12 protein-coding genes are annotated in these 15,663 nt (G+C 43.9%); 11 read left to right on the forward strand and 1 reads right to left on the reverse strand.

Translation table 11 applies throughout. The annotated features are described in order from the left end of the window. The first annotated feature begins 1 nt into the window (after position 1). The 8 genes from BMX56_RS21905 (at position 2) to BMX56_RS21940 (ending at position 9,978) form a co-directional block, all read left to right on the forward strand. Positions 2-535, forward strand: a complete 534-nt coding sequence (locus BMX56_RS21905; RefSeq protein ID WP_090651821.1) for a DUF892 family protein — start codon at positions 2-4, stop codon at positions 533-535. A 463-nt stretch (positions 536-998) separates the two neighbouring features. After that, positions 999-1,076 (forward strand): K(+)-transporting ATPase subunit F, encoded by a 78-nt coding sequence (gene kdpF / locus BMX56_RS30710; RefSeq protein WP_090651871.1) that lies wholly within the window; start codon positions 999-1,001, stop codon positions 1,074-1,076. Between the two features lie 11 nt (positions 1,077-1,087). Continuing rightward, positions 1,088-2,803 (forward strand): potassium-transporting ATPase subunit KdpA, encoded by a 1,716-nt coding sequence (gene kdpA, locus BMX56_RS21915; protein ID WP_090651822.1) that lies wholly within the window; start codon positions 1,088-1,090, stop codon positions 2,801-2,803. A 2-nt stretch (positions 2,804-2,805) separates the two neighbouring features. Beyond that, on the forward strand, positions 2,806-4,833 hold the full coding sequence (gene kdpB, locus BMX56_RS21920) for a potassium-transporting ATPase subunit KdpB (protein WP_090651823.1): 2,028 nt from the start codon (positions 2,806-2,808) through the stop codon (positions 4,831-4,833). A 144-nt stretch (positions 4,834-4,977) separates the two neighbouring features. Continuing rightward, on the forward strand, positions 4,978-5,544 hold the full coding sequence (locus BMX56_RS21925) for a K(+)-transporting ATPase subunit C (RefSeq protein WP_090651824.1): 567 nt from the start codon (positions 4,978-4,980) through the stop codon (positions 5,542-5,544). 169 nt (positions 5,545-5,713) lie between these two features. After that, positions 5,714-6,763, forward strand: a complete 1,050-nt coding sequence (locus tag BMX56_RS21930; RefSeq protein WP_090651825.1) for an outer membrane beta-barrel protein — start codon at positions 5,714-5,716, stop codon at positions 6,761-6,763. 372 nt (positions 6,764-7,135) lie between these two features. Next, complete coding sequence (locus tag BMX56_RS21935) at positions 7,136-8,263, forward strand: sensor protein KdpD (RefSeq protein ID WP_090651826.1); 1,128 nt, start codon at positions 7,136-7,138, stop codon at positions 8,261-8,263. 2 nt (positions 8,264-8,265) lie between these two features. Then, entirely contained in the window at positions 8,266-9,978 is a 1,713-nt protein-coding gene (locus BMX56_RS21940; RefSeq protein WP_090651827.1) for a HAMP domain-containing sensor histidine kinase, read from the forward strand. 183 nt (positions 9,979-10,161) lie between these two features. Here the strand turns inward: BMX56_RS21940 and BMX56_RS21945 are convergent, their stop codons facing one another. Further along, positions 10,162-12,246, reverse strand: a complete 2,085-nt coding sequence (locus tag BMX56_RS21945; RefSeq protein WP_218152466.1) for a beta-galactosidase — start codon at positions 12,244-12,246, stop codon at positions 10,162-10,164. Between the two features lie 232 nt (positions 12,247-12,478). On the opposite strand from BMX56_RS21945, the gene BMX56_RS21950 reads away from it, so the two are divergent. The 3 genes from BMX56_RS21950 to BMX56_RS21960 all read left to right on the forward strand — a co-directional run bounded on the left by BMX56_RS21950 (position 12,479) and on the right by BMX56_RS21960 (position 15,564). Further along, on the forward strand, positions 12,479-14,239 hold the full coding sequence (locus BMX56_RS21950) for a family 43 glycosylhydrolase (RefSeq protein ID WP_255369889.1): 1,761 nt from the start codon (positions 12,479-12,481) through the stop codon (positions 14,237-14,239). A gap of 198 nt (positions 14,240-14,437) precedes the next feature. Next, positions 14,438-14,998, forward strand: coding sequence for a Crp/Fnr family transcriptional regulator (locus tag BMX56_RS21955; protein WP_090651829.1), 561 nt, complete (start codon positions 14,438-14,440; stop codon positions 14,996-14,998). 95 nt (positions 14,999-15,093) lie between these two features. Continuing rightward, positions 15,094-15,564 (forward strand): RidA family protein, encoded by a 471-nt coding sequence (locus tag BMX56_RS21960; RefSeq protein WP_255369890.1) that lies wholly within the window; start codon positions 15,094-15,096, stop codon positions 15,562-15,564. Positions 15,565-15,663 lie beyond the last annotated feature (99 nt).

A 15,663-nucleotide genomic window follows, 5' to 3' on the forward strand; every position in this document is an offset into this window, starting at 1 on the left:
GATGACCCCAAGCCCTGATAAAAACCTATCGCCACAGGAGGTGAAGTTTGAAGATGCGCATCTTAAAAAAATTTTCCTCGAACACTTAAACAGCATTTATTGCGGCAAGCTGCATCTTATTCATTTTTTTGAGGAGATAAAAACCCTGGCAACACTGCAATATTTAAAAAATGCCATACAGGATTGCAGTGATGATGCTGAAAACCAGATGGTACACATTGACGGGATATTTAGCGCGATAGGCGAAGATCAATCAAAAATAAGCGTACTGGGCATGAAAGCCATGACGCTTGAAGCCTATATAACTGCCATCCGGTCGGGCAAAACGCCTATGGAGCGAGATGTTTTTATTGTATTTTATCTGCAACTAGTTGAAGGTATCGAGGTTACATATTTTAAGGTGCTGAAGAACCTGGCGAAGGCGATAGGTTACAGTAACACTTTTTTAGATAAACCATTTAAACAGGCAGTAGAAGACAAGCTAATGTTTGAAGGTATTTATAAAGAATACATAACCCAGCCATCTGCCGGTTAAACAATAGCTTCCGGTAAAAAAATGAATAATATTTAGTTTGTTGATTATTAGATAAAGATAGCTGATAGTCAAATGTTCCGTGTCCTGCCTGTTCCAGGGCATTTTTGTAGAATGGTACCACCGCTGCCGCGAGTTTTTGTGGCTAATAGCTGCCTCGTACCTGCCCTTGATAAAGGTGTTTTTCGCAACATATCATTTCTTTCTCCCAGATTGATAATCATCTATCAAAATGATAGGCAATATTCATCAATTAAATCCATTTTGTCGCTGATGTTAAATGTTAATTAACTGTAATTCAGTTATTTGATAGGTGTTGTCATTTATTGGCATCTACTTGGTAAAGCTCTCTGCAAAAACATAAGAATATGGATATTTTACAGATTGCAATTTACATAGTGACTTTCGTGGTCATATTCTGGATCTTCTTCAAATCAGTTAATTACTTCGAAAAAATCTAATCATCATGATCGCATTATTCATCGTGGCAGTGGCTGTGTTTGTATACATGGTGTATGTGCTGCTTAAACCCGAAAAATTTTAAACTATTAAACCATGAACACTGAAATTTCAGGTGTAATTTTTACTTACCTGCTCACGCTGGCAATAGCCATCCCCCTGGGCCGTTACATCGCCCGCATTTTTAAGGGCGAAAAAACCTGGCTCGACTTTTTAGCCCCGTTTGAACGTTTCATTTTTCGTTTCAGCGGCATTGATGCCAAAAAGGAAATGAACTGGAAACAGCATTTATTTGCCCTGCTTACTATCAATAGCGTATGGCTTATTTATGCATTTGTTTGCTTAATGGCACAAGGCCACCTGCCACTTAACCCGGATGCAAATCCTGGCCAGTCGCCCGATACGGCTTTTAACACCGCCATCAGTTTTTTGGTAAACTGTAACTTACAGCACTACTCGGGCGAAAGCGGCGCCACTTACTTTACACAGCACTTTGTGTTTATGTTCCTGCACTTTGTATCGGCAGCTACCGGTATTGCAGCGCTGGTTGTGCTGTACAGGGCCCTGAAAGATAAAGTGACCGATAAACTGGGTAACTTTTGGGATTACTTTGTAAAAGCCATTACCCGTATATTATTGCCTATTTCATTTGTAATAGCTGTCATCTTCGCCTTTAACGGCATGACTACCAGCTATGCAGGTAAAGATACTTTCATTAGCATGCAGGGCGATACCGTTCATGTATCCCGCGGCCCGGTTGCTGCACTGGTAGCTATTAAACACTTAGGTACAAACGGTGGTGGCTGGTTTGGTGCAAACTCTGCCCACCCTATCGAAAACCCTAACTACTTAACCAACACAGTTGAGTTGGTTGCACAGCTTATTATTCCTATAGCGCTGGTATTTGCCCTGGGCTTTTACCTTAATAAAAAGAAATTTGCTTACGTAATTTTCGGGGTGATGACGCTGGGAATGCTCATGCTGATGATACCAACCATTAATGCCGAACTAAACGGCAACCCGGCTATAACCCACATGGGTGTTAGCCAGCCTACCGGTGCTATGGAGGGCAAGGAAGTAAGGTTTGGACCGGCCAATTCCGCATACTGGAGCATAATGACTACTGTTACTTCAACAGGTTCGGTAAACTCCATGCATGATAGTACCATGCCTTTATCAGGTTGTATGCAATTGCTGGGTATGATGGTTAATTGCTTTTATGGCGGTGTGGGTGTTGGTTTCCTTAATTTTTACATCTTTATCATCATCGCGGTATTTATATCGGGCCTGATGGTAGGCCGTACACCGGAGTTCCTGGGCCGCAAAATTGAAGCCCGGGAAATGAAGGTAGCTTCGCTGATTGCTTTATTACACCCATTCATCATATTGGTAGGCTTAGCCGTATCATCATACGTGGTGGTACACATGCCTGGTGCCGATTGGGCAGTAAAACCGTCAACATGGTTAAATAACCCCGGTAACCACGGTTTTTCTGAAATGCTGTATGAGTATACTTCAGCAGCGGCCAACAACGGTTCGGGTTTTGAAGGGTTGGGCGATGGTAACATTTTTTGGAACGTAACTACCGGTATTGTAATGGTGCTGGGCAGGTTTTTACCAATAATTGGTCCGCTGGCTATAGCTGGTTTATTGGCCAATAAAAAATACATTCCTGAATCTGCCGGAACACTTAAAAGCGATACCTCAACTTTTGGGTTAATGATATTCGCGGTGATTGTAATTATAGCCGCCCTGTCGTTTTTTCCTGCACTGGCTTTAGGTCCAATTGCTGAACATTTTTCACTTAGATAATCATGAAAACCTCAAATACATTATTTCAGGGCGATCAGATGAAAGAGGCTTTTAAACAGTCGTTCATCAAACTAAACCCACGCATACTGTTCCGTAACCCGGTTATGTTTACCGTTGAAATAGGAACGGCAGTAATGCTTATTGTAACTATATTTTCCTTTGCAAATAAAGGACAGGGCAGCTTTGCCTATAACTTCACCGTGTTTTTGGTACTGTTGCTTACCGTACTTTTTGCCAACTTTGCCGAAGCTATCGCCGAAGCACGTGGTAAAGCCCAGGCCGAAAGCCTGCGCAAAACCCGCGAGGAAACTCCCGCCCGCTTACTGGTTAACGGTAAGGAAACCATGGTAATGTCGAGCCAGTTAAAAAAAGGCGATGTGTTTATATGCGAAACAGGCGACAATATCCCTACCGATGGCGAGATTATTGAAGGTATTGCTACCATCGACGAATCGGCCATCACAGGTGAATCTGCCCCGGTTATCCGCGAATCTGGCGGTGATAAATCGTCGGTAACAGGTGGTACCAAAGTATTATCTGATAAGATAAAGGTTATGGTAACCACCCAGCCCGGCGAAAGCTTTCTGGATAAGATGATTGCGCTGGTTGAAGGTGCATCGCGCCAGAAAACACCAAACGAGATAGCTTTAACTATCCTGCTTGCAGGCTTTACGCTCATCTTTGTTATTGTGTGCGTTACCCTGAAACCTTTTGGCGATTATTCAAATACCCCGATAACAATTGCCGCATTCATCTCATTATTTGTTTGTCTTATTCCGACCACTATCGGTGGCCTGTTATCGGCCATCGGTATTGCCGGGATGGATAGGGCATTACGCGCAAATGTGATAACCAAAAGCGGTAAAGCGGTTGAAACTGCAGGCGATTTGGATACCTTGTTATTAGATAAAACAGGTACCATTACCATTGGTAACCGTAAGGCAACCAATTTTTATCCCGCCACAGGTGTTAGCAACGCCAGCTTTGTAGCCGCATGTGTATTAAGTTCTCTGGCCGATGAAACCCCCGAAGGTAAATCGATAGTGGAACTTGCCCATGAGGATAAAACCTTATCTAAAGTGGTTGCCCCCGCAAATTCGGTATTTATAAAATTTACCGCCGAAACCCGCTCAAGCGGTTTGGATACACCCGATGGTTTACGCATCCGTAAAGGGGCTTTTGATTCCATTCGTAACATTGCCTTAAAGGCTGGTCACGCATTCCCAACCGAGGTTGAGGATAACGTTAAAAAAATCTCATCAAATGGTGGCACACCGCTGGTAGTATCGCAAAACGAGGAGATAATGGGTGTAATTGAATTACAGGACATTATTAAACCAGGCATTGCCGAACGCTTTGACCGCCTGCGTAAAATGGGCGTTAAAACGGTAATGGTTACTGGTGATAACCCTTTAACTGCCAAATTTATTGCTGAAAAAGCAGGTGTGGATGATTTTATTGCCGAGGCTAAGCCCGAGGATAAAATGAACTACATTAAAAAAGAACAACAAGGTGGCAAACTGGTAGCCATGATGGGCGACGGTACAAACGATGCCCCAGCCTTAGCCCAGGCCGATGTTGGTGTAGCCATGAACAGCGGCACCCAGGCAGCCAAAGAAGCCGGTAACATGGTTGATTTGGATAACGACCCAACCAAGCTGATTGAGATTGTGGAAATTGGTAAACAATTACTGATGACCCGCGGTACGCTTACCACCTTCTCGATAGCCAATGACGTAGCCAAGTACTTTGCTATTGTTCCGGCCTTATTCATGGTATCTATACCATCATTAAGGGCGCTTAATATCATGGCATTGCACAGCCCCGAATCGGCCATATTATCGGCAGTGATATTTAATGCCATCATTATCCCGTTGCTGATACCGTTGGCCTTACGTGGTGTAGAATATAAACCGATAGGTGCCAGTGCGTTGCTACGCCGTAACCTGTTGATTTATGGCCTTGGTGGTATACTGATACCATTTATCGGTATTAAATTAATTGACCTTGCCGTAGGCGTATTTATATAGAAGAGATTTGAGAGGTGAGATATGAGATTTGAGATAAAAAAAGAATGTCGAAAATCTCATATCAAAGCACTCAGATCCAATTTAAAAGATGTGAGATAAGGAAATCTCATATCTCAAGTCTCATATCTCAAATCTAAAAAGAAAATGAAAACATATTTGTTGCCATCAATCAAGTTAACTATCATCCTGATAGTAATTACAGCCGGTATTTATCCATTAGCTATAGCCGGTGTTGGTAAATTGACTCCCGGCCATGGCGATGGGGAAACCGTAACATACAAAGGCCGCGTAGTTGGTTATGCCAACGAAGGTCAAAAATTTACTAAGGACGAATACTTCTGGAGCCGCCCGTCGGCTGTTGATTATAACGCTGCCGGTTCGGGAGGTTCAAACAAAGGCCCTTCAAACCCCGATTATTTGAAACAGGTTGAAGGCCGCATCCAGGATTTTTTAAAGCATAATCCCGGTGTAACCCGTGCCCAGATCCCTGCCGAACTGGTTACCGCATCGGGTAGTGGGTTAGATCCTGATCTTTCGCCTGCAGGCGCAAAGGTACAGGTAGCCCGTGTTGCCAAAGTACGTGGCCTATCTGCCGATGTTGTAACCAAACTGGTTGATGAGCATACCGAAAAACCATTATTTGGCTTATTTGGCCCATCAAAAGTAAACGTACTGAAGTTGAATGTAGCATTGGACGAGCTAAAGAAATAGCCCTCTTTAAGTAGTTAAAAAAAGCGGGGCCAAGTGCTATTCCCTTCTTGAGAGGGGGGAGGGGTGTGTTTAACCCGCGAAATGGCATAACACACCCCTGCTACCGCACAATCCCAACGCACCCCCTCTCGAGAGGGGAACTGAAAAAGTAAATGATTTTTATACATAAATGAAAAAGACCTTCATATTAGTACCTGCATTTTTACTATTAAGCGCTTTGATAACCAAAGCACAGGACACTGTTAAAACAACATCCGATGCGCCATTGGTGATCTTTGGATCGGTTGATACTTATTATAAATACGACATTGCTGATAAAGGCAGCCAGGTCCCTACCAGTTTTGCTACCGACCAAAATTCAGTTTCGATTGGGATGATAGACCTGGGGATTAAAAAGAAAGTTGGTAAAGCTGCCTTTTTAGGCGAAATGTCTTTTGGCCCAAGGGGGCAGGCGCAATCCGTACCTAACGGGCCAAACGGCGACTCGTATCATATCCAAAACCTGTATGTAGCGTACGATGTAACCGGTAAATTAACCCTTACCGGTGGTTATATGGCAACCTTTATTGGTTATGAGGTGATAAGCCCTGTTGGTAATTTTAACTATTCTACATCGTACCTGTTCACCAATGGCCCGTTCCAGAATGCAGGCGTAAAGGCAACTTATGCTTTTACCGATAAAATAAGCCTGATGGTTGGGGCATTTAACGATAACTGGAATGCCTACCAAGCTACCAAAAGGGTTAACAATTTTGGCGCTCAGCTAACGGTTATCCCGGTAAAGGGATGGGCAGCTTATCTGAATGTTATTACAGGTGGTTTACAGGGGACAGAATTTGATTTGACCACAGCCTACCAAATAACAGATGCCTTTAAATTAGGCTTAAACGCTGCCGACTATAAAGCTAACAATGGCATAACAGGAGGTTTTAACGGGGTGGCGTTGTATCCGCAATACGCGGTTTCAAAAGATGTAACATTAGGCCTTAGGGGCGAGTACTTTAAAACAAAAACCGGCACCTATACCTCGACAGCAGCGCCTGCACCCGGCGAAAACGTAGCGGCTGTAACTTTTACAGCAAATATTAAGGCTGGTCCGCTGGCATTGATACCCGAGTTTAGGGTCGACAATGGATCGGCAAACGCGTTTAAAAATAACTCGGGCGACCCGACTAAAACTGCCTCGCAATTTGTGCTGGCAGCGGTGTACGCCTTTTAAGCCCCCTCTAAATCTCCCCCTGAAGTATGGGGCTTTGGATTGCAGTTTTTTCTCAAGTCCTCCCCTTTAGGGGAGGATTTAGGTGGGGCTCAAGATATGTATGAATGGTTGTATAGTTAATTTTGGTTTAATTATATGTTAGTTTGAGAAACATTCATACCTTAAAAGGGGGGCCGCGAGGGCTCTCCCTTTTATAAGCCCCCTCTAAATCTCCCCCTGAAGGGGGAGACTTTTGACTTGCGGGGGGGCTTGGTTGTAAACCAAAATGGGATTTGTGCGGCTTTAAACATAATGGGTATTAATAAGTGTCAAATAAATTAAAATTTTTAAAGTCTCCCCCTTCAGGGGGAGATTTAGAGGGGGCTTGGGCATATGGACGGCGAAAAAGAACGGTCGGTTGAGCATTTCCTGGAGCTGATAAAAAAATCAAGGCGCGGGAAATTCAAGGTTTACATAGGCATGAGCGCGGGCGTGGGTAAAACCTTCCGCATGCTGCAGGAGGCCCAGGCTTTGATGCGTAACGGCATCGACGTTAAAATTGGCTACATTGAAACGCATAACCGCAAAGAAACCGTTGCCCAATTAGAGGGTTTGCCGGTAATACCCCGCCGCAAACTGTTTTACAAGGGTAAAGAGCTGGAGGAGATGGATTTGAAAGCCATCATTAGCCTGCGCCCCGAGGTGGTTTTGGTTGATGAACTGGCCCATACCAATATTGAAGGCAGCAGCAATGAAAAACGCTGGCAGGATGTGCTGGAGATATTGAACGCGGGTATTAATGTGATCAGCGCGGTAAACATCCAGCATATGGAAAGCCTGAACGAAGAGGTGGAACGTATAACCGGGGCCAAAATAAACGAGCGTATACCCGATAAGGTTTTGCAACTGGCAGACGAGGTAGTAAACATCGACCTTACCGCCGATGAACTGATAGACCGCTTAAAGGAAGGTAAGATATACGACGAGAAAAAAGTGCCTATGGCGCTCAACAACTTTTTCCAGGCCGATAGAATTTTACAGCTGCGCGAACTGGCCCTGCGCGAAGTAGCCCACCAGGTAGAGCGGAAGATAGATATTGAGATACCCAAGACCATTAAACTACGGCCCGAGCTTTTTTTGGCCTGCATTAGTACTAATGACGAATCGGCCAAAATAATTATTCGTAAAACGGCAAGGTTGTCATCATATTACCGCTCTAAATTTTTTGTTTTGTATGTGCAAACATCAAGAGAAAGCAGCGATAAAATAAACCTTGCATCGCAGCGCCACCTTATTAATAATATGAAACTGGCAACACAACTGGGGGGCGAAGTAATTAAAGTGAAAAGCGACCGCATAGCTCAAACCATTTGGGAAACGGCCGAAAAATACGACATTACCACTATCTGCCTGGGTAAGCCACGGTTTAAATTTTACCAGGTTATTATGAAAACGGCAGTGTTTACCCAATTGTTAAATAAAATGTCAAAAACTGATATAGACCTTGTAATACTATCATAACCATGACTATTAAAAATAAACTCCGTACAGGCATCGGTTTCTTGTTTGTACTGGCGCTCACCTGTTGCGGGTTATCTGTTTACTTCCTTAACCGGCTGTCGGCCGATGCCGGGGCAATACTTAAGGATAATTATAAAACCCTGCAGTTTACCCAAAACATGCAGGATGCCATCGATGCGAATGATAAGGCGCTTTCGCCAAAACAAATTGCGGTTATCGACAATAACCTTAAACTGCAGCAACATAATGTTACAGAAAAGGGTGAGCAGGAATTAACAGATTCGTTGACGCTTGTTTACACGCAGATAAAGCAGCATAATAACAATATAGCCGCGCAATTGCCTTTAAGGAGCCATGCCCGCCGGCTTATTTATGGTATTATGCACCTGAATATGGATGCAATTTCGCGAAAAAATGCCATCGCCACTGATACGGCAAGCAGGGCAAATGTGCTGGTGGCCGTCAGTGCTTTTTTGTTGTTTACTATCGCGTTCACTTTTGCGGTAAATTTTCCGGGTTATATAGCCGATCCGTTAAAGGAATTAACGGCAAGGATAAAAGAGGTATCAAATCGTAATTACCACCAGCAGATAGACTTTCACTCCGATGATGAGTTTGGCGAATTGGGGCAGGCTTTTAATAATATGACCCGGAAACTGGATGAGTATGAGAACAGTAACCTGGCCAGCATCCTGTTTGAGAAAAAACGGATAGAGACTATTATTAATACCATGCACGATGCTATTATTGGTTTAGACGAAAAGCAGTTTATCATATTTGCCAACGAAGTAGCGTGTAACCTGATAGGCATGACCACCGAACAGCTTACCGGCCGGTACGCACCAGACATAGCGTTGGAGAACGACCTGCTGCGCAACCTGTTAATTAATGAACAGCCACGGTTAAAGATTTTTGCAGATAATCGCGAAAGCTTTTACAGCCGCGATTCATTATCCGTGAGCAGTAAAAGTAAAGTGATAGGTAAGGTAATTATCCTTAAAAATATTACCGAGTACCAGCAGCTGGATGAAGCTAAAACCAATTTCATCGCCACCATATCGCACGAGTTAAAAACGCCCATATCGTCCATCAAAATGAGCCTGAAATTACTGGAGGACGACCGCATAGGTAATGTAAATACCGAGCAACGCCAATTGCTGGAAAATATTGACGATGATGCCCGCCGCCTGCTGCAAATAACCGGCGAACTGTTGGATATGGCACAGGTTGAAACCGGTAAGCTACAGCTTAACTTCGGCAGCACACACCCCCGTAACATTGTTGATTATGCGGTAAAGGCCATTAAATTCACAGCCGATCAAAAGCAAGTAAACATCAAAGTAAAATGCGACGATACCCTGCCCGAGGTACATGCCGACCTTGATAAAACTACCTGGGTACTTATCAACCTGTTATCAAACGCCATAAAATACAGCCACGAAAAATCAGTTGTGGAGCTAACTGTTAAAAAGCATAAGAACGACGAGATTGAATTTTCGGTAAAAGATCATGGTAAAGGCATAGAAGAGCAATACCTGTCGAGGTTATTTGAGCGCTACTTTAAAGTGCCCAACGCCACCGCCGACCAAACCGGCACCGGCCTTGGCCTTGCCATTGCCAAAGATTTTATTGAAGCCCAAAGCGGCCATATTATGGTTGATAGCGAGATAGGGGCAGGGAGCCGGTTTGCCTTTACGCTGAAGAGGGCGGTGTAGCCCCTCTAAATCTCCCCCTGAAGGGGGAGACTTTTAATTTCTAAAGCCCATTGCTCTCTAATTTAAACTTGCGAAGTTTTCAAAACTTCGCAAGTTTTTTTGCTTGGTGTTGTCGTCTCGTCAATGTCAAAATCCGAAAAATCCGGAGAATCTGTTTAATCCAGGTTCAGACAAAATTACCCCTCAATTTACCTCCACAATCTTCATCCCCCAAGGCTCCAATTGCATAGCCGAATTGCTGCTTACATTTGCTCCTGAGAACAGTTCCTTCCCGTTGCCATAAGGATAGGTAAAGTTTATTTCCTTATCCGAGTAATTAAAATAATAATGCACCGTTTTACCCGCCTGGTTTACGCCGTACTTGGTAATTACAGGGAAAGCCAACTGCTGATCGGTACCCCAAAGGCCTGCCTTTTTAACCGCGTCGGCCAGTATTTTATCGGTAACGGCGCTGGTTGTAACGCAGCCAATGTAAGTTGCCAGGCCTTTGCCGTATGTGTTTTCGGTAATGGCCGCGTATTTGCCCCAAACCGGGTGGTCATAATAGGCCAGTACTTTGGCAGTGGTAGGGGTGATGAGTTCCATCCACGTATTAAGCTTTTTATCTTCCGGTTTCAGGTTAAAATCATCGCCTTTAAGGCCAACGTTTTCGGGCACCGTGAACTGGCTGTAGTAAATTCCTAAAGCTTCATTAATTATGCCGGGTTGGTGAGTGGTGCGTACCTTAACATTTTCGTCGCTAAAGCCGCTTTTAAAAGTATAAACAACGTGGCCGCCATTTTTAACATAGCGGTTAAGCCGTTGCAATAAACTATCGGGTGCGGCATACAAAACGGGCACAATCAGTAGCTTGTAGTTTTCGATGTTCAGGCTGGTAGGGTCAACAAAATCGCAGCCTACGTTCATATGGTATAAGCCGTCGTACAATTGGCGCAATACTTCATTATAACCGGTGCGTACACCCCAACCAAAGCCAAAAGCCTTAAAGCCCGTAAGCGCCTCGTTGCTGAATAGTATGGCTACATCGTTTTTCTTTTTCAGGTTGATGAGTTTCGGGCTTAGCCGGTCAAAATCTTTGCCGATGGTTTTAGCTTCGTTATAAACCGGGTTGGGCTCAAAATCGTGGCTTAACAACCCTTTCCAATAGGTTTCGGCCGAGTTGTGGATGGAATGCCATGGCCAATAACCAACCATATTGGCGCCCGAGGCCAGGTGACTGAAAGCCTGTAATCGTAGCTGACCGGGATAAGGCGTCCATTGAGCAAATCCCTGCGCTTCGGTCTCTATGGTCAAATAGTTTTTACCGCCCTTCATTGATCGGGTAACATCGCCGCCAAAAGAAATCTCGGCGCCGTTAAGCTTATCCTGGCTGGGGTGATAAATATCTATCCCGGCAATATCCAGGACCTTGGCAGCCGCAAAATGGTCAACATCGGGCTGGATACCGAAAGAAGAGCCACGCCAGTCCAGGTCGAAGTTTTGGGTAATGAATTGGTCGGGGCGTTTGTATTCGCGCACAATGGCCGCCTGCCAGCCTAAATATTGAGTAACCACCTGGCGCTGAAATTTGGCAAATTCAGATGATAAACTTCCATTGATGGTGTTATTCATCGATGGGAAATCTTCCCACGCATTAATGCGGTTGCTCCAGTAATCCAGGCCAAAAATATGGTTAATATTATCAAGCGTTTTGTATTTGGCCTGCATGTATTTTACAAACAACGCCTGCACATTTGGGCCAGATGTACCGTATGATTTAGTTTCGTTATCAACCTGGTAACCAATAACGGCGGGGTTATCTTTCACATGCTCCATTATCTTACGGATCACCCGCTCGGCATACATCCTGAAATCGGTATTAGTAATATCCATATTTTGCCTTGGTCCGTATTGGTTTTGGCCCTGTGGTGTAATGGCTAATATTTCGGGATGTTTTCTGGCCATCCATGTAGGTATGGCATAGGTAGGTGTACCAACAATCACTTTGATGCCGCCTTTTTGCATGGCCGCCAGCACCCTGTCAATATGGGTAAAATCAAAAATACCATCCTGCGGTTCAACGGTGCTCCAGGTCGATTCGGCAATGCGCACCACGTTTATGCCCGCCTCTTTCATCATCTGCACATCTTTGTCAAGGCGTTCGTAAGGCATATATTCATCGTAATAAGCTACGCCGTAAAGCAGCTTATCCATTTTGGGGTATTGCGCAAATGAAGCGGCGCAAAAAAATAATTGCACAATGAAAAGCAGCAGGTATCTCTTTTTCATAAAACTGGATTTTGGTACAAATTGGTTTACGCCATGAAGCTACAAATTAATTGTGTTTTTAACACACAATGATAAAAAGTTTACAATTGGAGTAATGGTTAATGTGGTTTGGGTAAACTTTTAGCCAAACCGGGTGTTTTTGTGCAGTAAATGTAGTAGTAAGCCATCTTTTAATTGTTGTTTAAAAACAGATATTAGCATCCTGTTATTACCTATATAAACCAGTGCATATATGATGAAGATAGCTGCCCGTATTTTACTGATGCTATTGCTTTGCTTTTTCCTGCTGCATGCAAGCGCGCAAACCAAAAGGTTAACTTATTGCAATCCCCTTAACCTCGATTACGGCTACACCCCTTTTGATAGTTTTGCAAGCTGGGGCAAACACCGCGCAACTGCCGACCCCACCATGACCTTGTTTAAAGGCAAATACTACCTGTTCAGCACAAACCAGTTTGGTTACTGGTGGAGTGATGACATGCTGAACTGGAATTTTGTATACCGCAAATTTGTACGCTCCTACAACCAGGTTGCAGGCGATGAACTTTGCGCGCCTGCAACATTAGTTTTAGGCGATACCTTGCTGGTGATAGGATCGACCTATAATAAGGATTTTACCCTTTGGATGAGCACCAACCCTACCAAAGATGATTGGAAAGCGGCTAAAGACTATTTTAAAGTAGGCGCCTGGGATCCTGGCATGTTTGCCGATGACGATGGCCGGGTTTACATTTACCACGGATCGAGCAATACCCTGCCGCTTTATGGGCAGGAGATAGACAGGAAAACATTTGAACCCATCGGCCCCAAAAAAGAAATGGTTAAGCTGGATCCCGAAAAGCATGGCTGGGAGCGCTTCGGCGAACATAATGATAATGTATTCCTGCTGCCCTTTATTGAAGGCTCGTGGATGAACAAGCATAACGGCAAATACTACCTGCAATTTGGCGCGCCCGGTACCGAACAAAGCGGCTATGGCGATGGCGTTTTTGTGGGCGATAAGCCACTTGGTCCGTTTACCTATCAAAAACATAATCCGTTCTCGTACAAGCCCGGCGGCTTTGCAAAAGGAGCGGGGCACGGAGCAACCTGGGCCGATAAGTATGGCAACTACTGGCATATCAGCACCATGGGTATTTCGGTAAAAAATAACTTTGAACGCCGCATTGGCTTTTGGCCTGCCGGTTTTGATAAAGACGGAACGCTGTATTGCAACACCGCCTATGGTGATTATCCCCAATATTTGGCCACCGGCGCCGAAGACCACCTGCAAAGTAACTTTACCGGCTGGATGCTGCTGAACTATAATAAGCCGGTAGAAATATCGTCGACCCTGGGCGCTTACTACGCCAATAATGCGGTTGACGAAGATATCAAGACTTACTGGAGCGCCAAAACTGCCAGCAAAGGCGAGTGGTTTAAAACCGACCTGGGCGAAATCAGTACCATCAACGCCGTGCAAATTAACTATGCCGACCAGGACGCCACGTTTATGGGCAAATCAATGGGCGTTTATCACCAGTATATGGTTTACTCGTCGGTAGATGGAAAAACATGGAAACCTTTGATTGACAAAAGCCGAAATAAAAAAGATGTACCGCATGATTATATCGAACTAAAAACGCCAGCAAAAGCGCGTTATCTGAAAATGATTAATCTGCATATGCCTACCGGAAAGTTTGCGCTATCAGGATTCCGGGTATTTGGTAAGGGTGCAGGCGCAAAGCCTGATACTGTTCAAAACCTGATTGTGCTGCGTGGCGACAGCGAGCGCCGTAACTCCTGGCTTAAATGGAAACCCAATGATAACGCCACCGGCTATACCATTTATTTTGGCATAGCGCCCGATAAACTGTACAACAACATGATGGTATACGGCAAAAACGAGTTTTATTTTAGCGGGATGGATAGGGATTTACCTTACTATTTCCAGATAGAGGCCTTTAATGAAAACGGGATTTCGGCAAGGACAAAGGTGGTAAAGGTGGAATAAGAAAGCGTTCTGTTCCTTGTTTAATGAAATGTTTATTTTATATTATGAAATCGAAGAGTGGTAAGATAATGAAAGCCGAGAGCCGACCCCAATAACATTCGGGTTTAGTATGCATCGGAAACCCTTTTTTATACTCCCCGCGTTTTTTAAGGGGGAGATAATTATCTTTATTAGTATAGAAATCATTAAAAAAGGAGCATGGATCAAAGACTAAGAAACCATATAGAAAAGATCGTGTTACTCAACGATGATGAGTATGAATTTGTATTAAGTCATTTCACCGCTAAAAAATTTAAAAAACATCAATTTCTTATTCAGGAAGGAGAATCTGTAAAACACAATTTTTTTATTCTGTCCGGGCTTTTAAAGCTGGTGTATATTGACGATACGGCAAAGGAGCATATTGTCTCGTTTGCTATGGAAGACTGGTGGGAAAGCGATTTTCTGGCCTATTATACGCAGACCCTATCGACCATGTCACTGATATGCCTGGAAGATACAGAAGTACTGTGCTTAACGCTGGAAAATTACCGCAATCTTTGTGATAGAATGGAAAAGATGGAAAAATTTTTTCTCGAAAAAGCCAACTTCGGCTTTCTTGGTGCACAAAGGCGCATCGTCTCTTTGTTAACCTCTAATGCAAAACAGCGTTACGAACAACTTCTTAAGCAATATCCTTCACTCGTTCAGCGGGTGCCGAAAAGTCAGCTGGCTGCATTCCTGGGAGTATCCCGTGAAACTTTGAGCCGTTTTAATTAATAGTGTGATATACCTCACATGATAATGGTGAGGTATATCAAGGCTTGATCCCGAATGTTATCCGGATTTTTGCACTGTAAATTTATACTGCAATTATGAAAAAGATCGCAAAACTGGCAACACTATTATTAACAATTACTGCACCTGCATGGGCGCAAACTTCAAAACATGCACAGATGGAAAAAAGGATAATCAATCCCTGGGGGTGGCAGGACGAACGCAGTTATGTACAGGCTGTTGAAGCAAGACATGTGGAAAGCACACTTTACATTTCGGGACAAACCGCTATAAGCGATGACGGAATATCAAGTAATGACGATATGAAAACTCAACTGACCAAAGCATTGCAGAATTTAGAGACTGTGATCAGCAAGGCAGGGTACAAACCTGAAGGGATCGTCCGCTTAAATATTTATACGACATCGACCTCTGAGCTTTTGTCGAATTTTAAGATTTTTCAAGATTGGGCTGTCAGGAATGGCGTCAAACAAGCACTTACGCTTTTGGAGGTGAAAAGCTTATTCGAAACTTTAAAAGTTGAGTTGGAAGCAACTGTCGTTAAATAAAGTATTCGTTCGAGGATTAGTGGAAACGGAAGACTCACCCGCCGGAATGGGTCTTTCGTTTGCATAACTTCTACAATCAATTATTAATTTAGGTTTCAG

It is taken from the genome of Mucilaginibacter sp. OK283 (assembly GCF_900110415.1).
Lineage (GTDB): Bacteria > Bacteroidota > Bacteroidia > Sphingobacteriales > Sphingobacteriaceae > Mucilaginibacter.